The sequence below is a fragment of the Longimonas halophila genome (genome assembly GCF_002554705.1).
Taxonomy (GTDB): domain Bacteria; phylum Bacteroidota; class Rhodothermia; order Rhodothermales; family Salinibacteraceae; genus Longimonas; species Longimonas halophila.
Genome location: NZ_PDEP01000001.1, coordinates 133,836 through 157,747, shown reverse-complemented (window position 1 = coordinate 157,747; position 23,912 = coordinate 133,836). Strand labels below are relative to the sequence as shown.

Here is a 23,912-nt window from a genome sequence, read left to right as displayed (position 1 = left end):
CATCCAATTACGCAATTATTCGTCGGTTGCATGTGCAGCCGCCTCTTCTGTATGGTATACTACATGCCTACCAAAGTCCACCCCTGGGCTTCGTTATCCTTTTTCGAAACGTCTGCCTTGTTCCTATGGCTGATCGTGACCGCCGCGGTATGCTGATCAAGAATACCGGCTCCTCGACCGAACAGGTTGCTATGGCATCACGCATGATTACGATTGGACCGGGCGAAGAAGAGTTTATCACCCCCGGAGAGGTGCGCGACCCGAAGCTGCGCGAGGCGCTTCAGGTGCGGGCGATTGCCATTGTGCGCCCCGCGACCAAAGAAGAAGACGAAGCGCTTGCCAACCGGTTAAGCGACTCCGCGTAGGCGGCTCGCAGCACGTCTTGTTCCATCTCAACATGTTGTCTGACCGCATGCGGATATGCACATCCTGGTCGTAGAACCCTGGTATGGCGGCTCGCACCGCCGCTTTATTGATGGGCTCTGCGCACACTCGTGCCACACCTATAGCCTGTGCACCCTGCCCGGACGCCACTGGCGCTGGCGCATGGATGCGGCCGCGGTGCCGCTAAGCGAGCAGGCCCGCCGTCAGATCACCCTGCACGGCCCGCCCGATGTCGTCTTTGCATCGGATATGCTCGACCTGCCTTCGTTTCTGGCACTGATGCGTCCGGTGCTGGCAGAGGTGCCCGTCGTGCTCTACTTCCATGAGAACCAGCTCACCTATCCGCGTCCCAAGGGAAGCAAAGCCCCGCGCACCTATGCGCTGCTGAACTACCGCTCGGCACTGGCAGCCGACGCCTGCTGGTTCAACTCGGCCTTCCACCAATCCGATTTTCTGGAGGCGCTCCCTGAGTTCCTCCAGCGCTTTCCGGATCCGCCGTCCCCAGCCACCACCCATGCCATTGCCGCGCGCAGTCAGGTGGTGCCCCTGGGCATGAATCTGCAGCAACTCGGCACGCCCCACGCCCGCCCCGCCAACAACCCGCCCGTGCTGCTGTGGAATCAGCGCTGGGCATTTGACAAAAACCCTGAGGGGCTGCTCAATCTGCTCACCGGACTCGATTCGTCCGGGGTCGACTTCCACCTCATTATCACAGGACGCGCAGCCGGGCGCACACCGGATGCCCTCGACACCATCCGCGCACGCTTTCAGGATCGGCTCCTGCACATGGGCTTTGTCGAAGATGCCGACGTGTATACCGAACTCCTGCATCGCGCCGATATCGTGGTGTCCACCGCCCATCACGAGTTCTTTGGGCTCGCGGTGATGGAAGCGGTGCGCTGCGGATGCCACCCGGTGCTGCCCAATCGACTAAGCTATCCCGAGCTCATCCCCGACCGGCTGCACGACCCGCTGCTGCACGCGCCCACACTCTACGATCGCCCCGACGACGCCCTCGCGCTGTGCACGGCCCTCCTCAACGGAAGCGCGCGTCCGCTGCCGTCCCGCACACTGCACGAGATTCCGGCCCCGTTCGACTGGAGCACCCGCGCCGACGCCTTCGATGACGCCTTTGCCGCCCTCGCCTAAACCGCCGCGCTCCATCCCTCCATCTTCCCACACCTCCCCCATCCCCCATGCGCTTCCTGCACACCGCCGACTGGCACCTGGGCCGCCTGCTCCACAAGCAACACCTGACAAAGGATCAGGCGCACGTGCTTGATCAATTTGTCGAGGCGGCCCACACCTACGCGCCCGACGCCGTCATCGTAGCGGGCGACATCTACGACCGCGCCGTGCCGCCGTCCGACGCCGTGGAGGTGCTCGACCGCACGCTCTCGCGCCTTGTGGTAGATGCAGGGCTGCCCGTGATCCTGATTGCGGGCAACCACGACAGCCCCGACCGCCTCGACTTCGGCTCCAGCATTCTCGAACGTCAGGGGCTCCACGTGCTCTGCAATCCGCGCACAGATCCCATTATGCTTGAGGATGCGCACGGCCCAATCTACGTTGCGGGGTTGCCCTACGCGCAACCGGCCCAGGCGCGCCAGGTGTTCGACACCGACGATCCCATTCGCTCGCACGAGGCCGTCTTATCCGCCCAGCTTGACCACGTGCGCGCCCAGATTCCAGCCGAGGCGCGCTCGATTGCCGTGGCGCACATCTTTGCGCAGCGCGGCACCGTGGGCGACTCCGAGCGCACGCTGGTGGGTGGTGCTGAAACTGTGCCGACCGACCTGTTCGACGGATTCGATTACGTTGCGCTCGGCCACCTACATCAGCGGCAAGAGGCCGGGGCCCCGCACATCCGCTATGCCGGGTCGCCCATGAAGTATTCCTTCAGCGAGCACAATCACACCAAGTCGTTCTACGTTGTTGATATGGATGCAGACGGCGCCTGCACGGTGGAGGCCGTGCCCTTTGAGCCGCCGCGCGACCTGCGATGCATCGAAGGCGCCTTCCACGACGTGCTCGACCGTGGCGCCACCGACCCCAATGCCGACGACTACCTGCAAGTCACACTCACCAATCGCGGGCCCGTAACCGACGCTATGGCACGGCTGCGCGAGGTCTATCCGAACTGCCTGCATGTTGCGCTTCCACACGTGGAGCTCGACGCCGATGACGACCTCGTACCGCCTGCCGATACCGACACGCCTGCCGACGTCTTCCGCACGTTCTACCGCTACGCCACCGGCACCGCCCTCGACGAGACTGACGAACCGCTGCTGGAAACGGCCCTCGAACGCGTCGAACAGAACCGGCGCAACGCGTAAGCTGCTCCTGATACCAAATCCGGTTGCAGCGTTACGGTGAGGACGTACGCAGTTGTGGCTCACACACATTATCTCGTCGCGGGGCTCCGCCTCGTGACGTGACCGTTCAGGGGCTCTGCCCCGTTCTTCATGCTGAAAGTAGATGTTTTTCGTTTACCGCTTCGCTTCTTCAGCATCGGAATCATAGACACACACCCGGCGCACCGAATTGCCACTCATCATCTCGTCCCACGCCTATGACGCTTGAGCACCTCCAGTTTACCCAGTTCGGCCCGTACGCCAAGGAGCAAACCATTGACTTTTCGGCGTTTGCCGGTCATCAGCTCTTTTTGATCCATGGGCCCACCGGTGCCGGAAAGTCATTTGTACTGGATGCGATCTGCTACGCCCTGTACGCCGAATCCTCGGGCGCTGAGCGCGATGCGACCGACCTGCGCAGCCAGTATGCCACGCCCAGCGAGCCCACCGCCGTAACGCTCGACTTTCGGCTGGGCGAGACGCACTACCGCGTGCGGCGGCGCCCGAAGATGGAACTGGCCAAGAAGCGCGGCGATGGCACCACCACGCGCGGCCCCGATGCCTGGCTGTGGGATCGCACCGATGCCGTGGCCCACGCCGACGCAGGTGCTGAGGGCACGCTTCTGGCCGACGGCAAGCGCGACGTGACAGATCGTATCGAGGATTTGCTGGGCCTGAAGGCCGCGCAGTTTCGTCAGGTGGCGCTGCTGCCGCAGGGGCAGTTCCGTGCGTTCCTTTCGGCGAGCTCCAGCGACCGCGAGGACATCCTCAAGATTCTGTTTGATACGCAGCGGTTTGCCGACCTGGAGGCCGAACTCAAAGCCATGCACAGCGAGGCGCAGGAGGAGGCCCGGGCGCTGCTCAACCAGCGCAAGGCGCTCTTGAGTCAGCACGACACCGACACCGCCGACGAACTACGCGCCCTGCGCGATGAGCGTATCACCGCATTAGAAGCGGCCAAGGAGGAGCGCGAGACGGCAACGACCAAACTCAAGGAGGCTACCCAGACGTTGCAAACGGCCCGCGACCACCAGCAGCGGCTGAATGCGGTGGAGGAGGCGAAGCAGACCGTCAAGACCCTGAAACCGGAGCAAGAGGCCCAGGCCGAGCGCACGGCTCGTGCGGAGGCTGCCGAGCGGGCCCAGCGCATCACGCCCGCTGAGGAACGGATGCAGGAGCGCGACGCTGAGCGCACAGACGCCCAGGAGGCGCTTCAGGAGGCCAAGACAACGTACGACGCCGCAAAAGACGCTCTCAACGACGCCCAGTCCGCGCTGGCCACCGAGCAGGAACGCAGCGACGAGCGTGCGGCGCTGAGCGACAAAATAAGCGCCCTCGGCACGGCCCGTTCGGATGTTAAGAAGCTCGCCAAGGCAAAACAGACCGTCGCATCCGCCCAGGACGAACTCAAGGCCGCCCAGCGGGAACGCGACGCACTACAGGATACGGTCAACCAGCTGGAATCCAATGCCGAGGAAGCCCAGTCGGTTATCGACACGCATAAGGACACGGCGCAGACCGTGGCCGAGCACAAGGCGACGGTGGATACGTGGGCCAATCGGCTGAAGCAGGCCAAGCGGCTGCAGGACCTACAGGAGCAGCGCCAGGAGGCCAAATCGGAGCTTGCAGAGGCGCAGGCCGACGCCAAGGAGCGCGAATCGGCACGCGATGCCCGGAAGCAGCTCGTGCGCATGCTGGAGCAGTCGCGCGACGAGAGCTACGCCAGTGTGCTGGCATCGCGGCTCGAAGACGGTGATCCGTGTCCGGTGTGCGGCGCCACCACGCATCCCGCCCCCGCAAACGAAGTCCACGATGTGCCCGATGCCAAGGCCCTTGAATCGGCCCGGGAGGAACTCGACCAGGCTGAATCGGACCTACAGACGGCTCATCAGAAGCAGACCCAGGCCCAGCGAGCAGTCGACAAGCACACGAGCGCTATCGAAACGCTTCAGGATACGGACGCGGCCCTCACCGAGCACACCGTGTCTGAGATGGAGGCCAAGCATAAGGAGGCAAAAGAGGCCCTCGCATCCGCCCGGACGGCCCAGTCGATGGTCGAAAACGCAACAAACGATCTGGAGGCCACGAACGAGGAGCTCGAAACCACACGCGACGCGCTACAGGCGAAGCAGGACGCGGTGCGCGAAGCGAAGAGCACGTACGAGCAGGCCACGGCCCGCGTGGATGACCTGACCGAGCGCGTGCCCGATGGTGTAGACTCGGTTGAAGCGCTGGAAGCCAAGCAGGCGGCGCTGGAGGACGAGCTTGCGACCTTGACCACGGCGCTTGAGGAGGCTACCCAGGCCAAAGAGACGGCGAGCAACGCCTATGCCGCAGCAGAGAAGGATCTCGAAAACAAGCGTGAACAGTCTGAGACTGCCCAGCAGAAGTATGCCGACGCCCAAGAGCAATTTCGGACGGCGCTGCATGAGCACGGGTTCGAGGATCGTTCGGCGTACGAAGCCGCACGCATGGAGCCTGATGCGCTGGCGGAACTGCGCGAACGGATTCAGGAGGTTAATCAGCAGTGGTCGAATGCGCAGTCAAATCTGGAGGAAGCGAAGGCGCGTGCCGAGGGCATTACGGCTCCTGATGTAGAGGGCGCTGAAGCAACGGTGGAAGCACTGAACGAGCGCATCAGTGCACTGGATCAGGAGATTGGAGCACTTCAAAATGCGAAAGAGGCGCTTGATGATGCGATAGATCAGCTGAAGGCCATTCAGGAGGATGCTCAGGCGGCAGAAGAGAAGGCGGAGCACATCGGGCATCTGAGTCAGGTGGCGCGCGGCAAGCAGGGCAACGAGCGCAATATCAGTCTGCAGCGCTACGTGCTGGCCGCGCGCCTGAAAGATGTGTTGCAGGTTGCGAACAAGCACCTGCGGCGGATGTCGCAGGGGCAGTACCACCTGCGGCGCGCCACCACGCTCGACGATGCCCGCAGCAGCGGCGGTCTCGACTTGCGGGTGTACGACGCGCACACCAACGAGGAGCGTCCCGTGAGCACGCTATCGGGCGGAGAGGGATTCAACGCGTCGTTGGCGCTGGCGCTGGGCCTGAGCGATGTGGTGCAGCGCCGCACCGGCGGGCGCCGCCTAAATACGCTCTTTATTGACGAAGGCTTCGGCACACTCGACCAGGACACACTCGAACGTGCGCTGAACGTGCTGTACGACGTGCAGGAGCAGCAGCAGGGGCGTCTGCTGGGCATCATCTCACACGTGACGGAGCTCAAGCGCCGTCTGCCTGCCCGCCTTACCGTGCATACGGCTCAGGACGGCAGCACGCTTAGCGTAACGACGTGATGTAGATGCGGGACGGTGAAGTATTTTGCTGCGTATTCAGCCGCTCTCCAGATGCAGGAGCATCTTCTTCGTAAACGTCCGACACGGCCAACGGGGGGTATCTATTTTATCTATTTAACGGCATGTGCAGGTTTCCTTCCTCCTTTGTTGATCGCCGCCTTGTGGCAGAATGCGCGGTCCTGATATCCCCCATTCCCTCACGCTGTTCGGGCCTTTCCCCCTTCGCGAAGGGGGAAAGGTCGCGCAGCGACAAAGGGGGATGCCCAACCCAAAAGGACCATCGAAAAACTCGCACACTGCGTTATTTAGCCCTCGTCGCATGGCTCCGCCGTGCGACGTAAGCTGTTCAGGGGCTCTGCCCCGCTAACTTGGTCTAAGCACCGCCCGGGATACCCGCTTCGCTACTGCATTGCGCCTCTCAAAGACACAGACCACGTAGTAGCCAACACCGCAAGGCTACGCAAGCGCACTTTCGTTGCCGGAGTCGCGGACGAAGAGGCTGCTGGTGCGGCTTTGAGAGACAAGCGCACGCATGCGCTCGAACCGGGGTGGGTCCATCAGTCCGAAGACGTTCACGTCGCCGCGTGGCGCGTTAGAGAGATAGGCTTGGAAGTCGCCCACGTGCACCACGATTTCGGCATCGGGCATGCGTGCCAGGTCCGTAATCATGTGTAGGAAGGTGTGGGCAGCCTGCGCATCCTCTTCGGTATCGACCACGGTAAGCAGCCGCATCTCGGCATCCCAATTGCGTTTGAGTTTGTACGCCATCAGGATGAGCAGGTCGAGGTTGCCAACATCCATCGACACGCGCCAGTGCGGACTGCGGTCGTTAATCCACACGTTAATGGTTTCACGCTGCCCAAGTCCCACCCGTTCGTGCGGTGCGTAGATGAGGCTCCCCATCTGCTGCTCGCTTGCGGTGGCTACAATCTGCTGAAAGTCGGCCTCGCGCTCGTTGGTCGGGGGAAGCGCCAGGAAGAGCACATTCGGCTTAAAGAACGCGCCTTGCATCGTCTGGATGCTGGCGGTGAGGCTGTTGGCAAAGTCGTGTGCAGTCACCACAGCCGAAGATGCAAACACGCCCTGTTTCCGGAAGGCCGCCGTAAGATCGCGCACCTGGTCGGGCAGATCCGACGACGAGGACGTGCTCTGCAGACCGAGCACGTTGACCGCGCCTTTGGGAGCCGCCAGGTCTTGCAGAAAGAGAAAGGACCCGCGCAGCGTATCGGCATCGGTGATGGGCACCAGAATATTGGGCTTCCAGGCGCGCTCCTGACGTGGGTCGAGGTCTTTGACATGCTTGGCCGCCCACTCCGCCAGCGATACGAAGAGTCCACTGCGTACGTCGGCCATGGAGTGGTCGAGAGTGCGGCGCACCAGAATCCCGTAGAACACAAGCACAATGGCAAGGGCGGCCAGTCCAAACGTAGGGTTCACGATAAACATGGCGAGGATGCACCCTGCGGCCCCCGCAAACGAAACGAATCGCGGAATACGAAGGAGCGGACGGAAGCTGACAAGGCCCAGCGTCTGCTCTACAAACACCACGACGTTGATCATGGTGTAGGTAATCAGGAAGAACATGGTGATAAGTGGCGCGATGGCGTTCAGGTCGCGCACCATGAGTGCGGTGAGCACGATACCGCCCGTAATGAGCATGGCGTTACGCGGCTCGCCCGAGTCGGTGCGCCGGGCCATCCAGTCGCTTTGCGGCAGGATGTCGTGGCTGCCCAGCGCCTGCAAGATCCGTGGGGCTCCTACGGCCGAGGCGAGGGCTGAGGAGAACGTGGCCCCCAGGAGTCCGGCCACTACGGGCGGCCCCCAGAAGGCCTTGTCGATCATGACGGTGTAGTTGGTGAGCAGCTCCTCGGTAGAGGCTGAGCGCAGCAGCCAAATAGCCAGCAACACATAGATCACCGCGCTGAGTCCAATGGCTGACATGGTACCCAGCGGAATGCTGGTGCGCGGGTCTTCGAGTTCGCCCGACATGTTGGCCCCGGCCATGATGCCCGTGGCTGCCGGAAAGAACACCGCAAACACGACCCAGAGCGACACCCCGGGGAAGCCATCTTCGGGCGCGCCCGGAAACTCGCCCCAGAGCGGCACCTCGGTAAGCGGAATGGTCATCGACCCGGTGGCGGCCGCCACCGCCACCGACACAAGCGACCCCACAATGATCGCGAGGATCGCGTACTGCACCCGAAAGGCCAGGCTGGCACTGATGTAGGCGATGCCAAAGATCAGCGCAAATGCCGCCAGGTCCACAAGCAATGCCGCATGATCCGGAAAGACCCAGAGCCAGCCCTCGCGGAAGCCGAAGATGTACATCGTAACGGCAAGGGCCTGCGCCAGGTACAGCGGGATGCCCACGCTGCCGCCGACCTCCAGGCCCAGCGACTGCGAGATAATGGAGTACGCGCCCCCAGCTCCAATACGAATGTTGGTCGTAATTGACGACATCGAGAGCCCGGTGGCGGTTACGATGCCAAACGCCAGCAGGATGATGAGGAGTCCACCCAGCAACCCGGCGTTGCCCACCACCCAGCCGGTGCGCAGGTACATGATCACGCCCAAGATGGTGAGCAAGGTGGGCGTAAACACCCCGCCAAAGGTGCCATACTTGGCCGAATCGGGCAGAATGGAGGACTCTGCCGAAGGCTCTACGTCGGCATCTACGACACCTGTATCTGCAGGGGGCGCACCGTTGGGGGAAGGATTGGGAGCGGCAGCGTCAGGTGGCGCAGCATTGGAATCAGCCATGCGAGCCAGGAACGGCGTATGAAGAACGAGGAGCCTGAACGTGGTGCGACGCACGAGCGATACGGGCATCAGTTTCACGCCCATGACGAAACGCGGTGCCTATGCAAAACGCCCTTATCTTTCATGCATGCCTGTCGTTCATCGTTCTGCTATTGGCTGTACGTGTTGAAGCGAGCTACTTCTCGGGCATTTTGCCCTCACGCGCAGGCACGTATGAACGGCCTACAAATCCGCCCAAGAACCACTCCTGCATGGTAAGCTGCCGCTCAGCGCCGTCTTGGCGGGCAGTTTCGAGGCGGCGTGCTGTCGTCTGGAAGTAGTTAACGACCGTAACGAGGAGGGCGCCCCCAACTGTGTTTCCAAGCACCACGGGAAACACAAATCCCGTAAGGCCGGCCCAGAACACCGCGTATCCGTTAAACACCAGATACATCAGTTCGGTGAAGGAGACCACGACGTGGAACAGGTTGCCAAATGGGATGCACAGAAATGCCATATACGTCAGCGCAAAGCGGGCGATGACGTCGCGCGCGGTAAAGTTGAGCCACACCACGCCCGCTACGATAAACCCGGCAGTCAGCGCCTTAAAGAAGAGATCTGCAAACGGCGTTTCAAGGCCTTTCTGGCTGATTTCAAGCGCGGCATCGGCGGCTTCGGGCGAGAGGACCCCGGTGGTCGCCAGAAGCAGCGCGCCCAGCGCGCCGCCCACAAAGTTACCCGTCAGTACGGTACCCCACACTCGAAAGAGCGCGGGCAGGCTGGCCAGCCGCTCCAGCACCAGCGCCACCGGCGGCAAAGTATCTTCGGTGTACAGGTTGTAGCCCCCCAGAATGATGTATACAAACCCCACCGGATACAAGAGCGGACTGATCAGCGGATTGCCGCCCGACGCTGCCGTCAGCGAGGCATACAGCAGAAACGTGATCGTGATGCAGAACCCGGCGGCGAGTCCGCTAAAGAGCAGCTCGCGCCCCGGCGTGCCGATCTCCTCATCGGCCGCCACAATGATGCGCTGAAAGATCTCGTCGGTCCCAAACCGGTCGCGTACCGCGGCGCCCACCGCAGGAGCCCCGTGCGCGGAGCGCTCGGTATCTGCTACCTCCTTCACGACTACACTGGGCTCGGGGTCGGGCACATGCGGAACAGCATGGGTCTCGGACAGCCCGTCGTCAGGCAAACTGGTATCCGACAGACTTGAAGAGGTCGTGCGAGCGTCGTTTGAAGAAGAGGTACTCATGAACTCAACAGCGGCGATAGTGCCAAGGCAAACAGGAGGAAGTCGCACCCCTGTCATATCTCTGCGTTCCCACGTGCCCAATGGCCTTTCGTCAATTCTGGGTAGCCCGCATCGGTTGTAGCGACACGGTAACACCACCCCGCGTATCTTCCACCAGTCCACAGGGTGGCAAACTGGATACAGGAAAGCGGAGTCACCCTGAACACGCTACCCTACACGTCCAGCCGTGTCTTCTTCAGGCGATGACGTCAGTCCCAATCGCTCTTTGATCCGCTTGAAGCCTTCGGTGGCTTTCACCGGCAATGTGTCGGGGACATAGCGGCGCACCATCAGCACCGAGCAGTCGGCCTGGTCGGCCACCACGTCGGGAATGGAGCCAAAGAGTACCTGCCGGAACGTCCACTCGCGCGAGGCTCCGATGATGGTGAGGTCGAACGGCTGCTTCGCCATGTAGGCTTCGATGCCCCCCGTTACGCTGTCGGCATGCTCTACCTGATACGTAACCGGTCCGTCATCCCCAATTTCGTTTTGTACGGTGCGGCGAATTGCGGCACGCTCGGTTTCCTGATCTACGCCTTCGCGCACGACGCGGAGCACATGGAGCGTAGCGCCGGTCGCACGAGCAGTCCGCACCCCCAGTTCAAGACCAAGGCGTGCATGCAGCCCCCCGCCCCACGGCAGCAATATATCGTCTACCGTGTCGAGTCCTCGGTCTTTGAGAAACGCAACATCGGATTTCAGCTCTTTAATGATGCGCTGCGATGGATTGTTGTAGATGTTGCTCACATTGAATCCGCCCTGCCACCCCATGAGCAGCAGATCGGACTCCGACTTCATCGTCTCGTCGATCAGTCCGCCGAATACATCGTGGGCTACATCAATGGACGACTCGATCTGCGTACGCATCAGCGGAGAGGACACCGCGTCCCCGCGCTCTTCATTGGGGTGGTCTTCTTCGCGCGCCTCGATGCTCTTATCAGACTTCTGAGCGAGGGATGCAATCGTCTTCGCTATAGAGGGACGCTGGGCGAACTGCGCGCGCGCCTCGGTAAGTGGGGTTTGCAGCGGCACGCGTACCAGGTGGATGCCGGTGACGTGTCCGCCCTCGTCTGTGCCGGTTGCCAAGTAACGTCCCAGTTGCAACAGATCCCGCTCGGTGTTGGGGTTGGCCAGTGCCACTGCAATTCGGCGCGGCTCTTCGGCATTGATAGCCCGCTCGCCCGGCAGTACGGCTTCGGCGAGACCACTGCCATTGAGCACCGGCGCAGGAGCCTGCATAAACACACTCCAGCCGTGGGTCTGCCACTCGGCCTGGAACTCGGGAAGTGCATGATCGATCTCCACGCGGCTGCGCCCCCACACGGCATACCACGCCAGGCTGACTACGATGAGCACCACCACGGCAATCTGGGCAAACGGACCGGAGTAGATGATAATACCAACGCACGCAATAGCGGCAAATACCTGTGCAAACGGGAAGAGCGGCGTACGATACGACGGCTCGTACCATTCGGGCTTAGCCACCCGCAGCGTGATGCATCCAATGTTCAGGGCCGCATAGCTGTACAGCTGGAGCACACTGGCGATTTTGGCCAGATCCTCCAGGCTCTCCAGCAGCAAAAACGCAAGGGCCAGCACACCGGTCAAGATGATAGCCCGATACGGCGTCATGAACGTGTTGTGGATGGCGCTTAGCCAGTTCGGTACCATGCGGTCGCGAGCCATGGCCAGATTGATGCGCGACGACGCCAGAATGCTGGCATTGGCCGACGACACCGTAGCCAGGAGCCCCGCAAAGATGATGATCCCTGCGCCCACCGGACCCAGCATCAGGCGTGCGGCCTGCGTGAGTGGATCGCGCACCTCGCCGATGGTTTCTTGCGTAAAGATGCCGCCGATGATCAGCAGGATGACCACGTAGAGCACCGTCACCAGCGCGACCGAGCCAATGAGCGCCCGCGGCAGGTTCTTCGACGGGTTCTTGATCTCTTCGGCCACCGCGGCAATCTTGACAAATCCCAAGAACGATACAAACACCAGCGCCGTCGTAGAGGCCACCGGTGCCGTTCCGAACGGGAAGAAGGGCTCAAAATTGTTCGGATCAATATAGAATAACCCAATCACGCAGAACCCGCCCAGAATGGCCATGAGCATAAGCACCACAATCACTTGCGTCTGACCGGATTCTTTAGCCCCGTATGCGTTCAGGGCCGTGAGCAGAATACCCCCTATAAAAGCGCCCCAGAACGGCGTGATAGGGGCAAACTGAGACAGATACTCCCCCAACCCAAACAGGTAGAACGCAATGGCAAAGGTAAGGCTGAGCCAGATGCCGACCCCCGAAATTGCTCCCATCGCCGGTCCCAGCGAGCGCGACACAAAGAAGTAGTCGCCGCCCGAGGTAGGCATGCCGGTCGCAAGCTCCGCCGCACTGGCCGCGGTAATCATACACACCAGTCCAGCAGCCAGATACGAGAAGATAGCCGCCGGTCCGGTAAGCTCCAGCGCGACTCCAGCAAGCAGGAAAATACCGGCCCCGATCATCGTACCCGCGCCAATGGTCAGTGCATCCCAGAACCCGAGTTCACGTCGCAGGTCATCTTGGGCCAAAAGAACTACCTCATCTGTTGTGAAGGAATTTGATGGCACTGGGCGGTTGTTAGCTGCCAATAGTGCCCCTGTAGCATAGGCACTGCACTCGACACTGTCCACTGCTCACTTCGGTGTTATGCATTCGTTACGGACATTTAGATCGATTCTTACAATAACGGATTAAAAGGCAGTGTCTGACTTGCCCTTCGCCTTCACCAATCTACGGCCTCGTCACACAGGCAGCACAGAATAGCTACTTTCGAATATCTACAGGGTATCAGCAATTTCCCTCGGCCTGCATGCGCCAAAAGTCGTCCCCATCTCCACCACAGCATGATAACAGGAGGTCTCTTGCCTTTCTACACTTAAAGCGTTCCTCCTGCTGATTTCGTGTCTGGTGATACGCTATGTCTGCCTTTTCTTCGCCTGCTCCTTCAGCTTCTTCAGTACCACGTGTTAGCATTGGGCTGCCCGTATACAACGGAGCCGAGTACCTGGAGGCCGCCATTCAATCGGTGCTCAATCAAACATTTACAGATTTCGAGTTCATCATCTGCGACAACGCTTCGACCGATGCCACCGAAGCTATCTGCAAGTCTGCTGCCGATCGTGATGCACGGGTCCGATACATTCGGCATCCCGAAAATTTAGGAGCGGCTCGCAACTACAACAGCACCCTGGCCGCTGCGCGAGCCCCCTACTTTCGGTGGACGTGCCACGACGACCTCTTACAACCTACGTGCCTGGAGGCGTGCGTGGACATGCTGGACGCCCATCCAGCAGCGTCGGTCGTCTACACCGGCACGCAGGTCATCAATGAAGATAGCATGCCCCGCGAATCCCCAAACTGGATTCACGATGTGCACCTGGTTGACCCCGACCCCGCCACGCGTTTTGCAGGCTTCTTGGATGCCTACTGCTGGGGCGGCGACAGCGGCCCACTCTTCGGACTGATGCGCACCAACCTGCTGCGCGCCACTATGCAACATGGCAATTTTCCGTCGGCTGACCTCATCCTCATTGGCGAATTGGCGCTATGGGGCCCCATCTACCAGATCCCCGAGCCGCTGTTTGTAAGTCGCCTTCACGACGCCAACTCCACCCGCTCAAACGACATGCAGATTGCAGCGATCTGGAAGTGGTTTGATCCCCGTCAACAGCAGACGCTTCACTGGCTCGAATGGCGGTGGCTCTATGAGTTGTATCGCGCCATCTGGCGGGCCCCGCTCACACGTGTCCAGCGCTGCCGGTGTCTGGCTGTGTTTATGCGCCGTTATGTAGCCCCCCACGCCCGGCACTGCCTTAAAGAAGTCTTCTACATGGCCCTGGCTCGCACAGGAATGCAGCGTGCCTCCCCGCCCCCCCGCGTGATGGGACTCCGCACGCGCTACTCGCTGTTTTAGACACGGTTGGATGCGTCATCGCCTCGTTTTCTCTCACTATCACTTCATGCTATCATGACGGTTCTTGTTACTGGAAGCCAAGGCTACATCGGGTATCCACTCGTACAACGCCTGCACAAACGCGGATACACTGTAATCGGACTCGACACGGGCTACTATGCCAGCGGAACGCTTTTCGAATCGGACTGGCCCACCGGCGTACGCCAGCACTGGAAAGACATCCGCTCCATCACGCCCGATGACCTGGTTGGCGTCGATGCCGTGTGCCACCTGGCGGAGCTCTCGAACGACCCGCTTGGGCAGCACAACGAGGCCAACACCTACGCCATCAATCACGGCGGCACCGTGCGTCTGGCGCGCCTGGCGAAGGCCGCGGGCGTAGAGCGCTTTGTGTACACCTCGTCGTGTAGCGTGTACGGCCTGCCGAATGGCGAACTGTTCAAAACGGAAGACTCGCCGGTGCATCCCCTCACGGCCTATGCGCGCTGCAAAGTGTTGGTCGAGAACGACGTGGGGGCGCTGGCCGACGACACATTTTCGCCGACGTTCTTGCGCAATGCGACCGCGTACGGCCCCTCGCCCCGCCAGCGCTTCGACATCGTGCTCAACAACCTGAGCGGCGTGGCTTACACCACCGGCGTCATTGACATGCAGAGCGACGGCACCCCGTGGCGTCCGCTCGTGCACGTAGACGACATTTGCCAGGCTATTGCCTGCACGCTGGAGGCCCCCCACGATGCAATCCACAACGAGGTGTTCAACGTCGGCGCCTCAACTGAAAACTACCAGGTGCGAGACATTGTCGATATCGTGGCGCAGACCCTGCCGCAGTGCCGCGTGTCTACCGGCTGCAGCGATGGCGATGACCGCAGCTACCGCGTGTCGTTCGACAAAATTGCGACCCAGCTCCCCGGGTTTGAGCCGCAGTTTACCCTCGCTGATGGAGCCCGTCAGTTGGTTGGACTCTACCAGACAATCGACCTAACCCCCGACGTCTTCCGCTTTCGCGCCTTTACACGGCTGAAGCAGCTCCAGTATCTGCTCAGCACCGGCCAGCTCGACGAGCAGTTCTTCTGGCGCCAGCCCGTTGAACGGTCGATTCCGTCGTCACTCAGTGTATAGATAGCGAGAAACGGCCCATGCGCTTTACCGAAACCGCCCTGACCGGTGCGTACCTCATTGACCCCGAACCACACGGGGACGACCGCGGCTTCTTTGCCCGCATGCTCTGCGTAGACGAACTCGCCGCACACGGACTGGGCATGGACATCGTGCAGGTGAACATTAGCTACAGTGCCGAGGCAGGCACGCTGCGCGGACTGCACTACCAGGCCCCGCCGCATGCCGAAGCCAAGATGATACGCTGCACCCGCGGTGCCATCTTCGATGTAATGGTCGATCTCCGTCCCGATTCACCTACGTACCGGCAGTGGGTGGGCACAGAATGTAGCGCCGAAAACCGTCGCCTGGCGTACGTACCTGAAGGCTGTGCACATGGCTTCCTTACCCTTACCAGCGATACCGAAGTACTGTATCCCGTAACCGCCCGCTACACGCCCAGGGCTGAGCGCGGGCTGCGATACGACGATCCGGCTCTCGCGATCGACTGGCCCGCACCCATTCGCGTTGTTTCCGACAAAGATCGCGCCTGGCCGCTCTGTCCTCTCACCACCCCTACGAACAGACTATGATTCTCGTTGACACCGCGCTCGAACAACGCGCTGACGCCAACAATCCGATTCGCGTAGCCCTTGTAGGGGCTGGATACCAGGGCCGTGGCGTGGCCCTTCAGATCCTGACGGCTATGACAGGCATGCGCCTCGTTGCCGTCTCGAACCGCACGCTTGCGCGGGCCCGTCAGGCCTACACCCAGGCCGACATTCACGACGTAAAGCAGGTGGGCACGGTATCGGAGCTCGAACAGGCCATTGCTACCGACCGCTTCGCGATTACCGACGATGCAGATCTGCTCTGCCGCGCTGCGTGCATCGATGCCATTATCGAGGCCACCGGCACCTTCGAGTTTGGCGCGCAGGTGGCCCTGTCGGCCCTTGAGCACGGCAAGCACCTGATCCTATCGAATGCTGAGTTGGATGCCACGCTCGGCCCCATCCTCAAGGTGTATGCCGACCGCGCTGGGGTCGTCTTCACCGACATTGACGGCGACCAGCCCGGTAGCATGATGAACCTGCATCGCTTCGTGGCGACCATCGGCTACCGGCCCGTGCTCGTGGGCAACGTAAAGGGCCTGCTCGACCACTACCGCACGCCCAAAACCCAGCAAGCCTGGGCCGATCAGCACGGGCAAACGCCGCACATGGTCACCTCATTCGCCGACGGCACCAAAATATCGATGGAGAACACCGTAGCGGCTAATGCAACGGGCTTCCCCGTCGGACAGCGCGGCATGTACGGTCCCCGCTGCGCGCATGTCACCGAGGCCGTCGATCTGTATCCCAAAGACGAACTGCTGGATACGGGACTCAACGACTACGTGATTGGCGCAGAGCCCGGTCCGGGCGTATTTGTAATTGCATACAACGACCATCCCATCAAACAGCGCTACACGTCGGTGCTGAAGATGGGCGACGGCCCGTTCTACGTGTTCTACACGCCGTACCACTTGCCGCACCTGGAGGTGCCGCTCACCGTGGCCCGTGCCGTCTGCTTTGGAGATGCGACCGTAGCACCGCTCGGCCCGCCCGTATGCCACGTCCTCACCCTGGCCAAGCGCGACCTGCACAGCGGCGAAACGCTCGACGGACTCGGCGGCTTCTGCACCTACGGCTGGATCGACAACGCAGACGTAACCTACCGCGACAGTCTGCTGCCGTTTGGGCTCTCGAAGGGCGCAGTGCTTACCCGCGATGTGCCGCAAGATCAAGCGCTTACGTTCGATGATGTGGTGCTGCCCAAAGGCCGACTCGTTGACCGGCTGTGGGCCGAACAGACTGAACACTTTGGCCTGGAAGCATCCCACCCGATGCTTGCCTGAGTGAATGCGTGCTACGCGCCCGCAAACTGCTGCACCACCTGGCGCGCTCGCTCCATGTGCGCAGGAGTCGCCCAGGTCGTCCACAGGTCGGGCACCGGCATCGTCACCGTGCGCAAGCGGCCCGACGCCGGATCCTCAAACCGCAGTCCGTAGTGATGCAGCGCAATACCGGGGCGGCGCACCTTGACCGAGGCCCCGTAGCGTCCGTCGTGCACCACCGGATGCCCGCGCTGGGCACACTGCAACCGAATCTGATGCGAGCGCCCGGTGTCCAACTGAACGTGTACAAGCGTGCGGTCGTCGTCGGTGAGGAGCGCCTGATACTGCAGCTGCGCCGCCTTAGCCTCGGGATGGTCGGGCGACACGATCTGCGGTCCGGTGGCGGTCTTGGCAATCGCATCTTGCATCGTGCCCACGCCCTGCATCGTGCCCTCAACGAGCGCCAGGTAGTGCTTGTCGATGGTGCGGTTTTGCACCTGTTCGGTGAGTTGGCGGGCCGCATCGGAATGCTTGGCTACAATAAGCAAGCCCGAGGTGGGCCGGTCCAGGCGGTGCACCAGTCCCACAAACGGGTCCGGCTCCGACGCCCGCCGCCACTGGTGCTTCAGCACGTCGAACACGTTGGGCTTGCCGGTGGCGTCGGGCTGCGAGAGCAATTCCGCCGGCTTTTCGACGACCGCCCACCCATCGGTTTCAGCAGCAGCGCGCAAGGGCGGCGAAAACGAGTCAGCATCAGACATGGGCGGTACGGGGCATCAGTAGAAAACAACCGTGCGATTGGACGAGCCACACCCTCGTTTGTTTGCCCGTTGTTTGCACACGCCCTACATGCATGCTGCGCCAAACCCTGACAGCAGAATGTGCCAGTTCGCAATACGTTGCCCTGCTCGTTTCCGTTATTCTTGTGGATGCTTATGTTTGTCTTCTCCCGTTCAATATCCACGCCTTCCATGGTTCGGCTCTGGGTGCGTGCTCTGTCTCTCGGTGTATTGACCCTGCTGCTCCTAACTGTAAGCAGCCGGTCTGCACCCGCACAGTCGCCCTTTGAGGCGTGTCTGGACGCCACCAGCGGCAACGCCACCGTCATCATTCCCGCCAGCGCCCAAATCTCCATCAATGGCCGCAACCTCGCCCCCGGCGACGAAATTGCAGCAGTTGATGCCAACGGGCGGTGCGTGGGGCACCTTACGTGGTCGGGCACCGGCAGCGAGGCGCTTACGGTGTGGGAGGCCGGGCTCTTCCGCGACAGCCACGCGGGCCTCCACCCCGGCGACCCGATTGCGCTGTGCGTGTGGACGCAGGACGACAAGCGCCTGTTCACCCCCGAAAACAGCACCCTCAGCATTCAGCTCGACACCTCGGCCCCGCACCTGCGCGACACGCTCCGCTACCAGCGCAACGGCATGTATGTGGTAGAGGCGCTCGTCGTTGAACCCGGGTCGTAGGAGCAGCTTGGTCCTCAGTAGGATTCGCTGGGCCGCCCCCGTTCCGGGTGCTGCTCAGTGTCATGTGTTAAACACAGGCAGCGCGGCCTCAGCAAGATCGGCAAGCCGCGGTGCGTCGCGGTCGGAGGCCGACAGGACGGGCGTGTCGACGGGCCAGTCGATGCCAAGCGCAGGGTCGTTCCACCGGATGGTGTGCTCGCAGTCGGGGGCGTACTCGTCAGTACACTTGTAGGCCACGAGCGCATCGGTGGCCCCCACCACGGCAAATCCATGCGCAAAACCGGGCGGAATGTAGAGCTGGCGCCCGGCCTCGGCATCCAACTGAACTGCGACATGCTCCCCGAAGGTGGGACTGCCCTGCCGAATGTCGACAGCGATGTCGTAGATGCGTCCCGCCCACACGTCGATCAGCTTCCCCTGCCCGTGCGGATGCTGGTAGTGCAGCCCGCGCACCACGCCGGGCCGCGAGCGCGACACGTTGTCTTGTACGAACGGCCCGGCGATGTCCGCCTCTTGGTACCGCGAGGCGCGCCACACCTCCCGAAAAAAGCCACGTTCATCGGGGTAGCGGGTCGTCTCGATGCATCGAACAGCAGGAATGGCAGTCGGAGTTACGGTCATAAAGCGCTAAGCACAGCATCAGAAGGAGCACGGCGGATGCCCTAACTTGCCGCCCCAACGTCCAGGTTCCGCAGTGCCGTCGGTTCCTCCTCCAAATGCTGCGGCCTTGTCATCCAAAAGCGCATCTGCAATGCGTATCGAATCCCCTATCGATCAGCATAAAGACCCACTCATTCGCGGGCGCTCGCCCCTATGATTAGGTCGAAGTGATGTCAGGGTTGCATGCCCCGACGCTCCCCATTTTTTGAGTTACCTGTCACCCACATGCCCCCTTCCGATACAACGCAGCCCACGCAAAGCGACCTGCGCATTCTCGCCCCCAGCTTTCGCCGTTATGCCGGGCTCATTGCTCTTACATCGGCCTGTGCACTCTTGGCCTCGATCTTTGAGGGGCTTAGCATCGGTTTGCTTATTCCGTTTCTGCAAACGCTCGACGATCCCGGATCCGCTGGTATAGGCATTGCCTGGATCGACAATATGCTGCTGGGCTCAACGCAGAGCGTGGTACGACAGCTCTACATTATTTGCGGATTGATTCTGCTGGCCACCTTGCTCCGCAGCGTGCTCGGCTACGCAGCAGCCGTGCTGGCTACCATTAGCCGCGTGCGTATCGTCGAGGATTTGCGCATGCGCATCATTGACCAGCTGCAGTCGGTTTCGCTCTCGTTCTACAGCGGCAAGCGTGGCGGCGACCTGCTGAACAGTCTTATGAACGAGATTACGCGCTCGGCCAGCACTCTGGGGGCCCTGTTTACACTTGTCAACGAAACGACGATGCTGCTCGTGTACCTGAGCCTCATGGTCTGGATTTCGTGGGAGCTCTCGCTGATGGTGCTGGTGTTCTTTGGCGTGCTGTCATACGCGCTCACGTTCCTCATCCGACGCGTGCGTACCCACGGCGAAAACATCACCGAAACCAGTGCCGACTTCACCAGCACGCTAACCGAGTTCATTCAGGGAATTAAAACGGTTGTCGCATTCAACCGGCAACAGGACGAACGCGACCGCCTGGAGCACGCCACCCGCGACTTTGCAGATGCGGTTATTGCTACGAACAAGCGGCAATCACTCATCAAGCCGCTTACACAAGGCCTGGTAACCACAGGGCTGATTGTGCTCATTGTGGTATCGGTGCAGTTTCTGGTGCTCGAAGGCGCCCTCGACCTGGCCTTCTTGCTCGCGTTCCTGTTTGCGCTGCTTCGCATGATGCCAACCATGCTCAACCTGAACAACATTCGGGGCGACTGGGCCCAGAATCGCGCCGGGCTTGCCAACGTGGCAGAACTGCTCCGCGACGAAGATAAACCCTATCTGTCCAACGGCTCACGCAAAGCGCCACCTCTTCAGAAGGAGATCCGCCTGGAGCATGTGGATTTCCAGTACACCACCGGCCCGAAGGTGCTGCACGATGTATCCATTACCATCAAGCAAGGTGCCACCACCGCATTTGTAGGGGGCAGCGGCGCAGGAAAGTCGACTCTGGCCGATCTCGTTCCGCGCTTCCACGACCCGACAGACGGACGCGTGCTCTACGACGGCACGGACCTCCGCGAATTCGATGTACACTCGCTGCGAGATCGCATTGCCATTGTCAGCCAATCAACGTTCATCTTCAATGATAGCGCGCGGGCTAACATCGCCTACGGACGCCCCGACGCCAGTATGGACGAAATCGTTAAGGCAGCCGAGCAGGCCAACGCACTGGGCTTTATCGAAGAGATGACGCACGGCTTCGACACGTCGCTTGGGGACCAAGGCATCCGTTTATCGGGCGGACAGCGGCAGCGGCTTGCGATTGCACGAGCCCTGCTTAAAGACCCCGAAATCTTGATTCTGGACGAGGCTACCAGCTCACTTGACAGCATCTCGGAACAGGCGGTGCAAGAGTCGCTGATGCGTCTCATGGAGGGTCGCACCGTCATTGCGATTGCGCACCGCCTCTCCACCATCGAGCATGCCGACTGGGTCGTTGTGCTGGAGAACGGACGCGTGGTCGAGCAAGGGCCGTACTACGAGTTGATTGCCCAGGAGGGCGCACTCTGGTCCTACCATAAGCTGCAGCGTTCTCCCGTCAACGCGTCTTAGAACCTGTTGTGATTTTTTACTTTGGGCACCCCAAGAGTACTTCTTCCCTACGGTCAGGGCGCTGCGAGCGGCTTCAATGGGCTGCAAATTGCCCCCGATCTCGGCCCGTAGCCCCGGCTACGAACCTCCATCGTGGTTCAATTTTCGCCGCATTGCTGCTCGCTCTCGCCTGCAAACCAAAACCCAAACAGGTTCTTAACCCCGACGTCTTGCCCCCCACATTCCGACCGATATTTTGCCATGTCGCACTCTAATACCGCCTCTGCCCCCATTTTTATCGTTGGCGCCAGCCGCTCAGGCACGACCATGTTCCGCCTGATGCTTAACGCGCATCCGTCCATCGCCATCCCTGACGAGCTGTCGTACTTCTCGCTCTTGGGGACGCTTCCGACTCCCTGGAATGCACCGCTGGGTACCGATCAGTATGTGGACCTCGTTGACCGCTTTTTGGATCAGAATGAGCCCGTGCTTACCGGGGTGGATCGCACTGCGCTACGCCGCGCCATTCTTATGCATCCTGCGCACACCATCCGAACGCCCTACGCCGTGGCGCTTGACCACTGGGCGGCTGCACAAGGCAAACCGATCTGGGGAGAGAAGACGCCGTACAACTTTTTCTTTGTGCCTGAGCTGCACGACATGTTTCCCGAGGCGCGGTTTATCCACCTGGTGCGCGATCCACGTGCAGCGGTACATTCCATGAATGGATTTAAACGCTGTGTCCCTAACACCGTCATCAATGCCACGAACTGGCGTGCATTCATGCAACAAGGCGCGACGGTGCTGGAGGCAACGGTTCCTGCCCATCAGCGGATTACGATTCGGTTTGAGGACCTGACTTCCAACCCTGACTTCGTGCTGCAGCATCTTTGCGCCTTCCTCGATGTGCCGTTCCATTCGTCTATGCTCTCGTTCCACGAGAACTCGCATCAGTACATGCACCCGGTGTTTGAAACGCTGGGCGGCGCGCAGACCGTGACGCGTCCGGTGAATACAGCCACGAAAGCACGCTGGACCGAGGAGATGGCCCCGGCCGATATTGCAACTGTGGAGCACATCTGCGGCCCCTGGCTTCCCATCTTTAGCTACGAGCGCCAGACCGCCCCGCTGTCGTGGACCGAGCGCCTGCGCCGTCTGCCCGATATGGCGTACTGCGTCCTAAAGCGCTGGCAGCACCGCCGCGCGCGCGTCCACCTAATGCACTACAACGTGCCCTGGGCTCGCCAGCAAGCCCCTGAGGCGTGATCCCCCGGCGCCTCACTGCGCCGTCTCTCCGTTTTCTGTTGCACTTTTTCTGATGTACCAGCCCATGGGCAACGTGCTCGCTATATCGTACCGCTTCCCCCCGCAGACGTATCCGCTGGCAATTCGGGTGGACTATTTTCTGAAGCACCTGGCACAGACGCACCGCGTGCGTGCCGTAACGGCTGCTCCACAGGCGGCCCTTCGTGGCGTGGAGGTCCACCACGTGCCTGAGCGCAACGCAGCCCGCTTTACGCGGTGGATGCGTCGTCTGCGCCTCCAGAAGATCAGCGACCTGCTGCTCTGGCCCGACTCGTTTGTGCTGTGGATCCTTCCTGCACTGTACACGGCGTATCGCCTGGTGCAAGAGGAGCGTCCTGATGCCATTGTCGCATTTGCGATGCCGTACTCGGGCGCCATCGTGGCGGCTCTGCTTAAACAGTTGACGGGCCTGCCGCTCATCATCAACCTGAACGACTCTCCCACCTGTCCCGATGTTAACGCCATGTATCCGTCGCGGCTACACGCGTGGGCCAATGCGGCGATGGAAGACTGGCTCGTGCAAACCGCTGATGCGGTGGTGTACGTATCAAAGCGCAACATGGAGCGAGTGCGCCGGCGCCTGCCAAAGGCTCACCAAAACAAACTCTGCCTGATTCGGCGCGGCGTGCGCCTGCGTGATGCACCCAAGCCCGCAGCGCGCTCCTCCGATGCGCCGGTTCAAATCGTATACACCGGCGGCCTGTCTGGTTGGCATATGCATCGCGACGCCGACGACGCCTCTGCATCCACCTGGAAAACCTGGGGACGCGCGGCCCTGCACTGGTGGAACCACTGGGGCACATACACTACGGCTCCGCTTGACCCTCGTACCCACACGCCGGTCTATGTGGGCCAGGCCGTGCAGCGCCTCGTAGCCGCTCATCCGGAATGGGCCGGACGCGTGCAGGTGCAGGTATACGGCAACACGTTTCCCGACGACGTGGTGCGCCGCGTCTTGCATAAGTACGACCTGGACTCCATCGTGCAGGTGCACGACCCGCAGCCTCACAGCGATGTGCTTCGTCTCATGCACGAGGCCGACGTGCTCTTCCTCACACTACCCGACCGCCCCGATGGCAGCCCCGGCGGACGCATCTCTGCAAAGACGTACGAATACCTGACGACCCAGCGCCCCATTTTGGCAGCGGTGCCCCCTGGCGAAAACCACGACTATCTGGTCAATAAACCGGGCGTATTCTTGAGCCGCCCCAGCGATGTCGAACAGATGGCTGCGCATCTGGAGCCGCTTGTAGACGCTGCACTTGCCGGAACGCCCTCGACATTCGACCGCTCGCACCTGCGCACGCTGCTGCAAAGCTCCCGCCGGGCCGAGGCGTTTTCTGCCGTGCTGGAACAGGTAGTGCCGAAGCTTGCCGTCTCTACGGCTTCCGCGCTGCCTTCCTCACCTCGCGAGGCCTGCACTGCGCCCGTCGCAGCCTAATTTTGCCAT

16 protein-coding genes and 1 pseudogene are annotated in these 23,912 nt (G+C 61.3%); 12 read left to right on the top strand and 5 right to left on the bottom strand.

The features are described from left to right. Positions 1–125: 125 nt before the first annotated feature. From CRI93_RS00630 to CRI93_RS00615, 4 genes are all read left to right on the top strand, one after another. A complete protein-coding gene (locus CRI93_RS00630; protein WP_098060667.1) occupies positions 126–365 on the top strand; it encodes a hypothetical protein in 240 nt (79 codons plus the stop codon). A gap of 55 nt (positions 366–420) precedes the next feature. Beyond that, positions 421–1,533 (top strand): tRNA-queuosine alpha-mannosyltransferase domain-containing protein, encoded by a 1,113-nt coding sequence (locus tag CRI93_RS00625; protein ID WP_098060666.1) that lies wholly within the window; start codon positions 421–423, stop codon positions 1,531–1,533. A gap of 47 nt (positions 1,534–1,580) precedes the next feature. Beyond that, positions 1,581–2,720: an exonuclease SbcCD subunit D gene (locus CRI93_RS00620; protein WP_098060665.1), complete on the top strand. Its 1,140-nt coding sequence runs from the start codon at positions 1,581–1,583 to the stop codon at positions 2,718–2,720. Positions 2,721–2,956: 236 nt separating this feature from the next. Continuing rightward, the gene (locus tag CRI93_RS00615; protein WP_098060664.1) at positions 2,957–6,040 is read left to right on the top strand and encodes an AAA family ATPase; all 3,084 of its coding nucleotides are present in this window, start codon (positions 2,957–2,959) and stop codon (positions 6,038–6,040) included. 456 nt (positions 6,041–6,496) lie between these two features. Here the strand turns inward: CRI93_RS00615 and CRI93_RS00610 are convergent, their stop codons facing one another. From CRI93_RS00610 to CRI93_RS00600, 3 genes and pseudogenes are all read right to left on the bottom strand, one after another. Then, positions 6,497–8,800 (bottom strand): amino acid permease, encoded by a 2,304-nt coding sequence (locus CRI93_RS00610; RefSeq protein WP_098061039.1) that lies wholly within the window; start codon positions 8,798–8,800, stop codon positions 6,497–6,499. A gap of 196 nt (positions 8,801–8,996) precedes the next feature. Continuing rightward, a pseudogene (locus CRI93_RS00605) lies at positions 8,997–9,935 on the bottom strand (formate/nitrite transporter family protein); the annotation flags it as partial. A gap of 309 nt (positions 9,936–10,244) precedes the next feature. Then, on the bottom strand, positions 10,245–12,647 hold the full coding sequence (locus CRI93_RS00600) for an amino acid permease (protein ID WP_098060662.1): 2,403 nt from the start codon (positions 12,645–12,647) through the stop codon (positions 10,245–10,247). Between the two features lie 389 nt (positions 12,648–13,036). Here CRI93_RS00600 and CRI93_RS00595 point away from each other — a divergent pair, with 389 nt between their 5' ends. The 4 genes from CRI93_RS00595 to CRI93_RS00580 are packed head-to-tail and all read left to right on the top strand — an operon-like array spanning position 13,037 to position 17,027. Further along, complete coding sequence (locus tag CRI93_RS00595; protein WP_098060661.1) at positions 13,037–14,032, top strand: glycosyltransferase family 2 protein; 996 nt, start codon at positions 13,037–13,039, stop codon at positions 14,030–14,032. A 54-nt stretch (positions 14,033–14,086) separates the two neighbouring features. Further along, positions 14,087–15,154 carry an NAD-dependent epimerase/dehydratase family protein gene (locus CRI93_RS00590; RefSeq protein WP_098060660.1) on the top strand — a complete coding sequence of 356 codons (1,068 nt, stop codon included), beginning with the start codon at positions 14,087–14,089 and terminating at the stop codon, positions 15,152–15,154. A 17-nt stretch (positions 15,155–15,171) separates the two neighbouring features. After that, the gene (gene rfbC, locus CRI93_RS00585) at positions 15,172–15,723 is read left to right on the top strand and encodes a dTDP-4-dehydrorhamnose 3,5-epimerase (RefSeq protein ID WP_098060659.1); all 552 of its coding nucleotides are present in this window, start codon (positions 15,172–15,174) and stop codon (positions 15,721–15,723) included. Next, positions 15,720–17,027, top strand: a complete 1,308-nt coding sequence (locus CRI93_RS00580) for an NAD(P)H-dependent oxidoreductase (RefSeq protein WP_098060658.1) — start codon at positions 15,720–15,722, stop codon at positions 17,025–17,027. The genes rfbC (CRI93_RS00585) and CRI93_RS00580 overlap by 4 nt, the downstream gene beginning before the upstream one ends. Positions 17,028–17,038: 11 nt before the next feature. On the opposite strand, the gene CRI93_RS00575 is transcribed toward CRI93_RS00580, so the two are convergent. Beyond that, entirely contained in the window at positions 17,039–17,767 is a 729-nt protein-coding gene (locus CRI93_RS00575; RefSeq protein ID WP_098060657.1) for an RluA family pseudouridine synthase, read from the bottom strand. Between the two features lie 210 nt (positions 17,768–17,977). Between CRI93_RS00575 and CRI93_RS00570 the strand changes: the two genes are divergently transcribed. Continuing rightward, on the top strand, positions 17,978–18,472 hold the full coding sequence (locus CRI93_RS00570) for a hypothetical protein (RefSeq protein WP_098060656.1): 495 nt from the start codon (positions 17,978–17,980) through the stop codon (positions 18,470–18,472). Between the two features lie 60 nt (positions 18,473–18,532). On the opposite strand, the gene rfbC (CRI93_RS00565) is transcribed toward CRI93_RS00570, so the two are convergent. Next, entirely contained in the window at positions 18,533–19,093 is a 561-nt protein-coding gene (rfbC, locus tag CRI93_RS00565; RefSeq protein WP_098060655.1) for a dTDP-4-dehydrorhamnose 3,5-epimerase, read from the bottom strand. Between the two features lie 264 nt (positions 19,094–19,357). Here rfbC (CRI93_RS00565) and hepA point away from each other — a divergent pair, with 264 nt between their 5' ends. From hepA to CRI93_RS00550, 3 genes are all read left to right on the top strand, one after another. Further along, a complete protein-coding gene (gene hepA, locus CRI93_RS00560; RefSeq protein WP_176521586.1) occupies positions 19,358–21,178 on the top strand; it encodes a heterocyst formation ABC transporter subunit HepA in 1,821 nt (606 codons plus the stop codon). 240 nt (positions 21,179–21,418) lie between these two features. Next, positions 21,419–22,423: a sulfotransferase family protein gene (locus CRI93_RS00555; RefSeq protein ID WP_098060653.1), complete on the top strand. Its 1,005-nt coding sequence runs from the start codon at positions 21,419–21,421 to the stop codon at positions 22,421–22,423. A 64-nt stretch (positions 22,424–22,487) separates the two neighbouring features. Further along, the gene (locus CRI93_RS00550; protein WP_176521585.1) at positions 22,488–23,903 is read left to right on the top strand and encodes a glycosyltransferase; all 1,416 of its coding nucleotides are present in this window, start codon (positions 22,488–22,490) and stop codon (positions 23,901–23,903) included. The last annotated feature ends 9 nt before the right edge of the window (positions 23,904–23,912 follow it).

Excerpts from the sequence above, each read along its gene's own strand:
- CRI93_RS00630 (WP_098060667.1), top strand. The coding sequence starts at position 126 with ATGGCTGATCGTGACCGCCGCGGTATGCTGATCAAGAATACCGGCTCC.
- CRI93_RS00625 (WP_098060666.1), top strand. The coding sequence starts at position 421 with ATGCACATCCTGGTCGTAGAACCCTGGTATGGCGGCTCGCACCGCCGC.
- CRI93_RS00620 (WP_098060665.1), top strand. The coding sequence starts at position 1,581 with ATGCGCTTCCTGCACACCGCCGACTGGCACCTGGGCCGCCTGCTCCAC.
- CRI93_RS00615 (WP_098060664.1), top strand. The coding sequence starts at position 2,957 with ATGACGCTTGAGCACCTCCAGTTTACCCAGTTCGGCCCGTACGCCAAG.
- CRI93_RS00610 (WP_098061039.1), bottom strand. The coding sequence starts at position 8,800 with ATGGCTGATTCCAATGCTGCGCCACCTGACGCTGCCGCTCCCAATCCT.
- CRI93_RS00595 (WP_098060661.1), top strand. The coding sequence starts at position 13,037 with ATGTCTGCCTTTTCTTCGCCTGCTCCTTCAGCTTCTTCAGTACCACGT.
- CRI93_RS00590 (WP_098060660.1), top strand. The coding sequence starts at position 14,087 with ATGACGGTTCTTGTTACTGGAAGCCAAGGCTACATCGGGTATCCACTC.
- rfbC (WP_098060659.1), top strand. The coding sequence starts at position 15,172 with ATGCGCTTTACCGAAACCGCCCTGACCGGTGCGTACCTCATTGACCCC.
- CRI93_RS00580 (WP_098060658.1), top strand. The coding sequence starts at position 15,720 with ATGATTCTCGTTGACACCGCGCTCGAACAACGCGCTGACGCCAACAAT.
- CRI93_RS00575 (WP_098060657.1), bottom strand. The coding sequence starts at position 17,767 with ATGTCTGATGCTGACTCGTTTTCGCCGCCCTTGCGCGCTGCTGCTGAA.
- CRI93_RS00570 (WP_098060656.1), top strand. The coding sequence starts at position 17,978 with ATGGTTCGGCTCTGGGTGCGTGCTCTGTCTCTCGGTGTATTGACCCTG.
- rfbC (WP_098060655.1), bottom strand. The coding sequence starts at position 19,093 with ATGACCGTAACTCCGACTGCCATTCCTGCTGTTCGATGCATCGAGACG.
- hepA (WP_176521586.1), top strand. The coding sequence starts at position 19,358 with ATGCCCCCTTCCGATACAACGCAGCCCACGCAAAGCGACCTGCGCATT.
- CRI93_RS00555 (WP_098060653.1), top strand. The coding sequence starts at position 21,419 with ATGTCGCACTCTAATACCGCCTCTGCCCCCATTTTTATCGTTGGCGCC.
- CRI93_RS00550 (WP_176521585.1), top strand. The coding sequence starts at position 22,488 with ATGGGCAACGTGCTCGCTATATCGTACCGCTTCCCCCCGCAGACGTAT.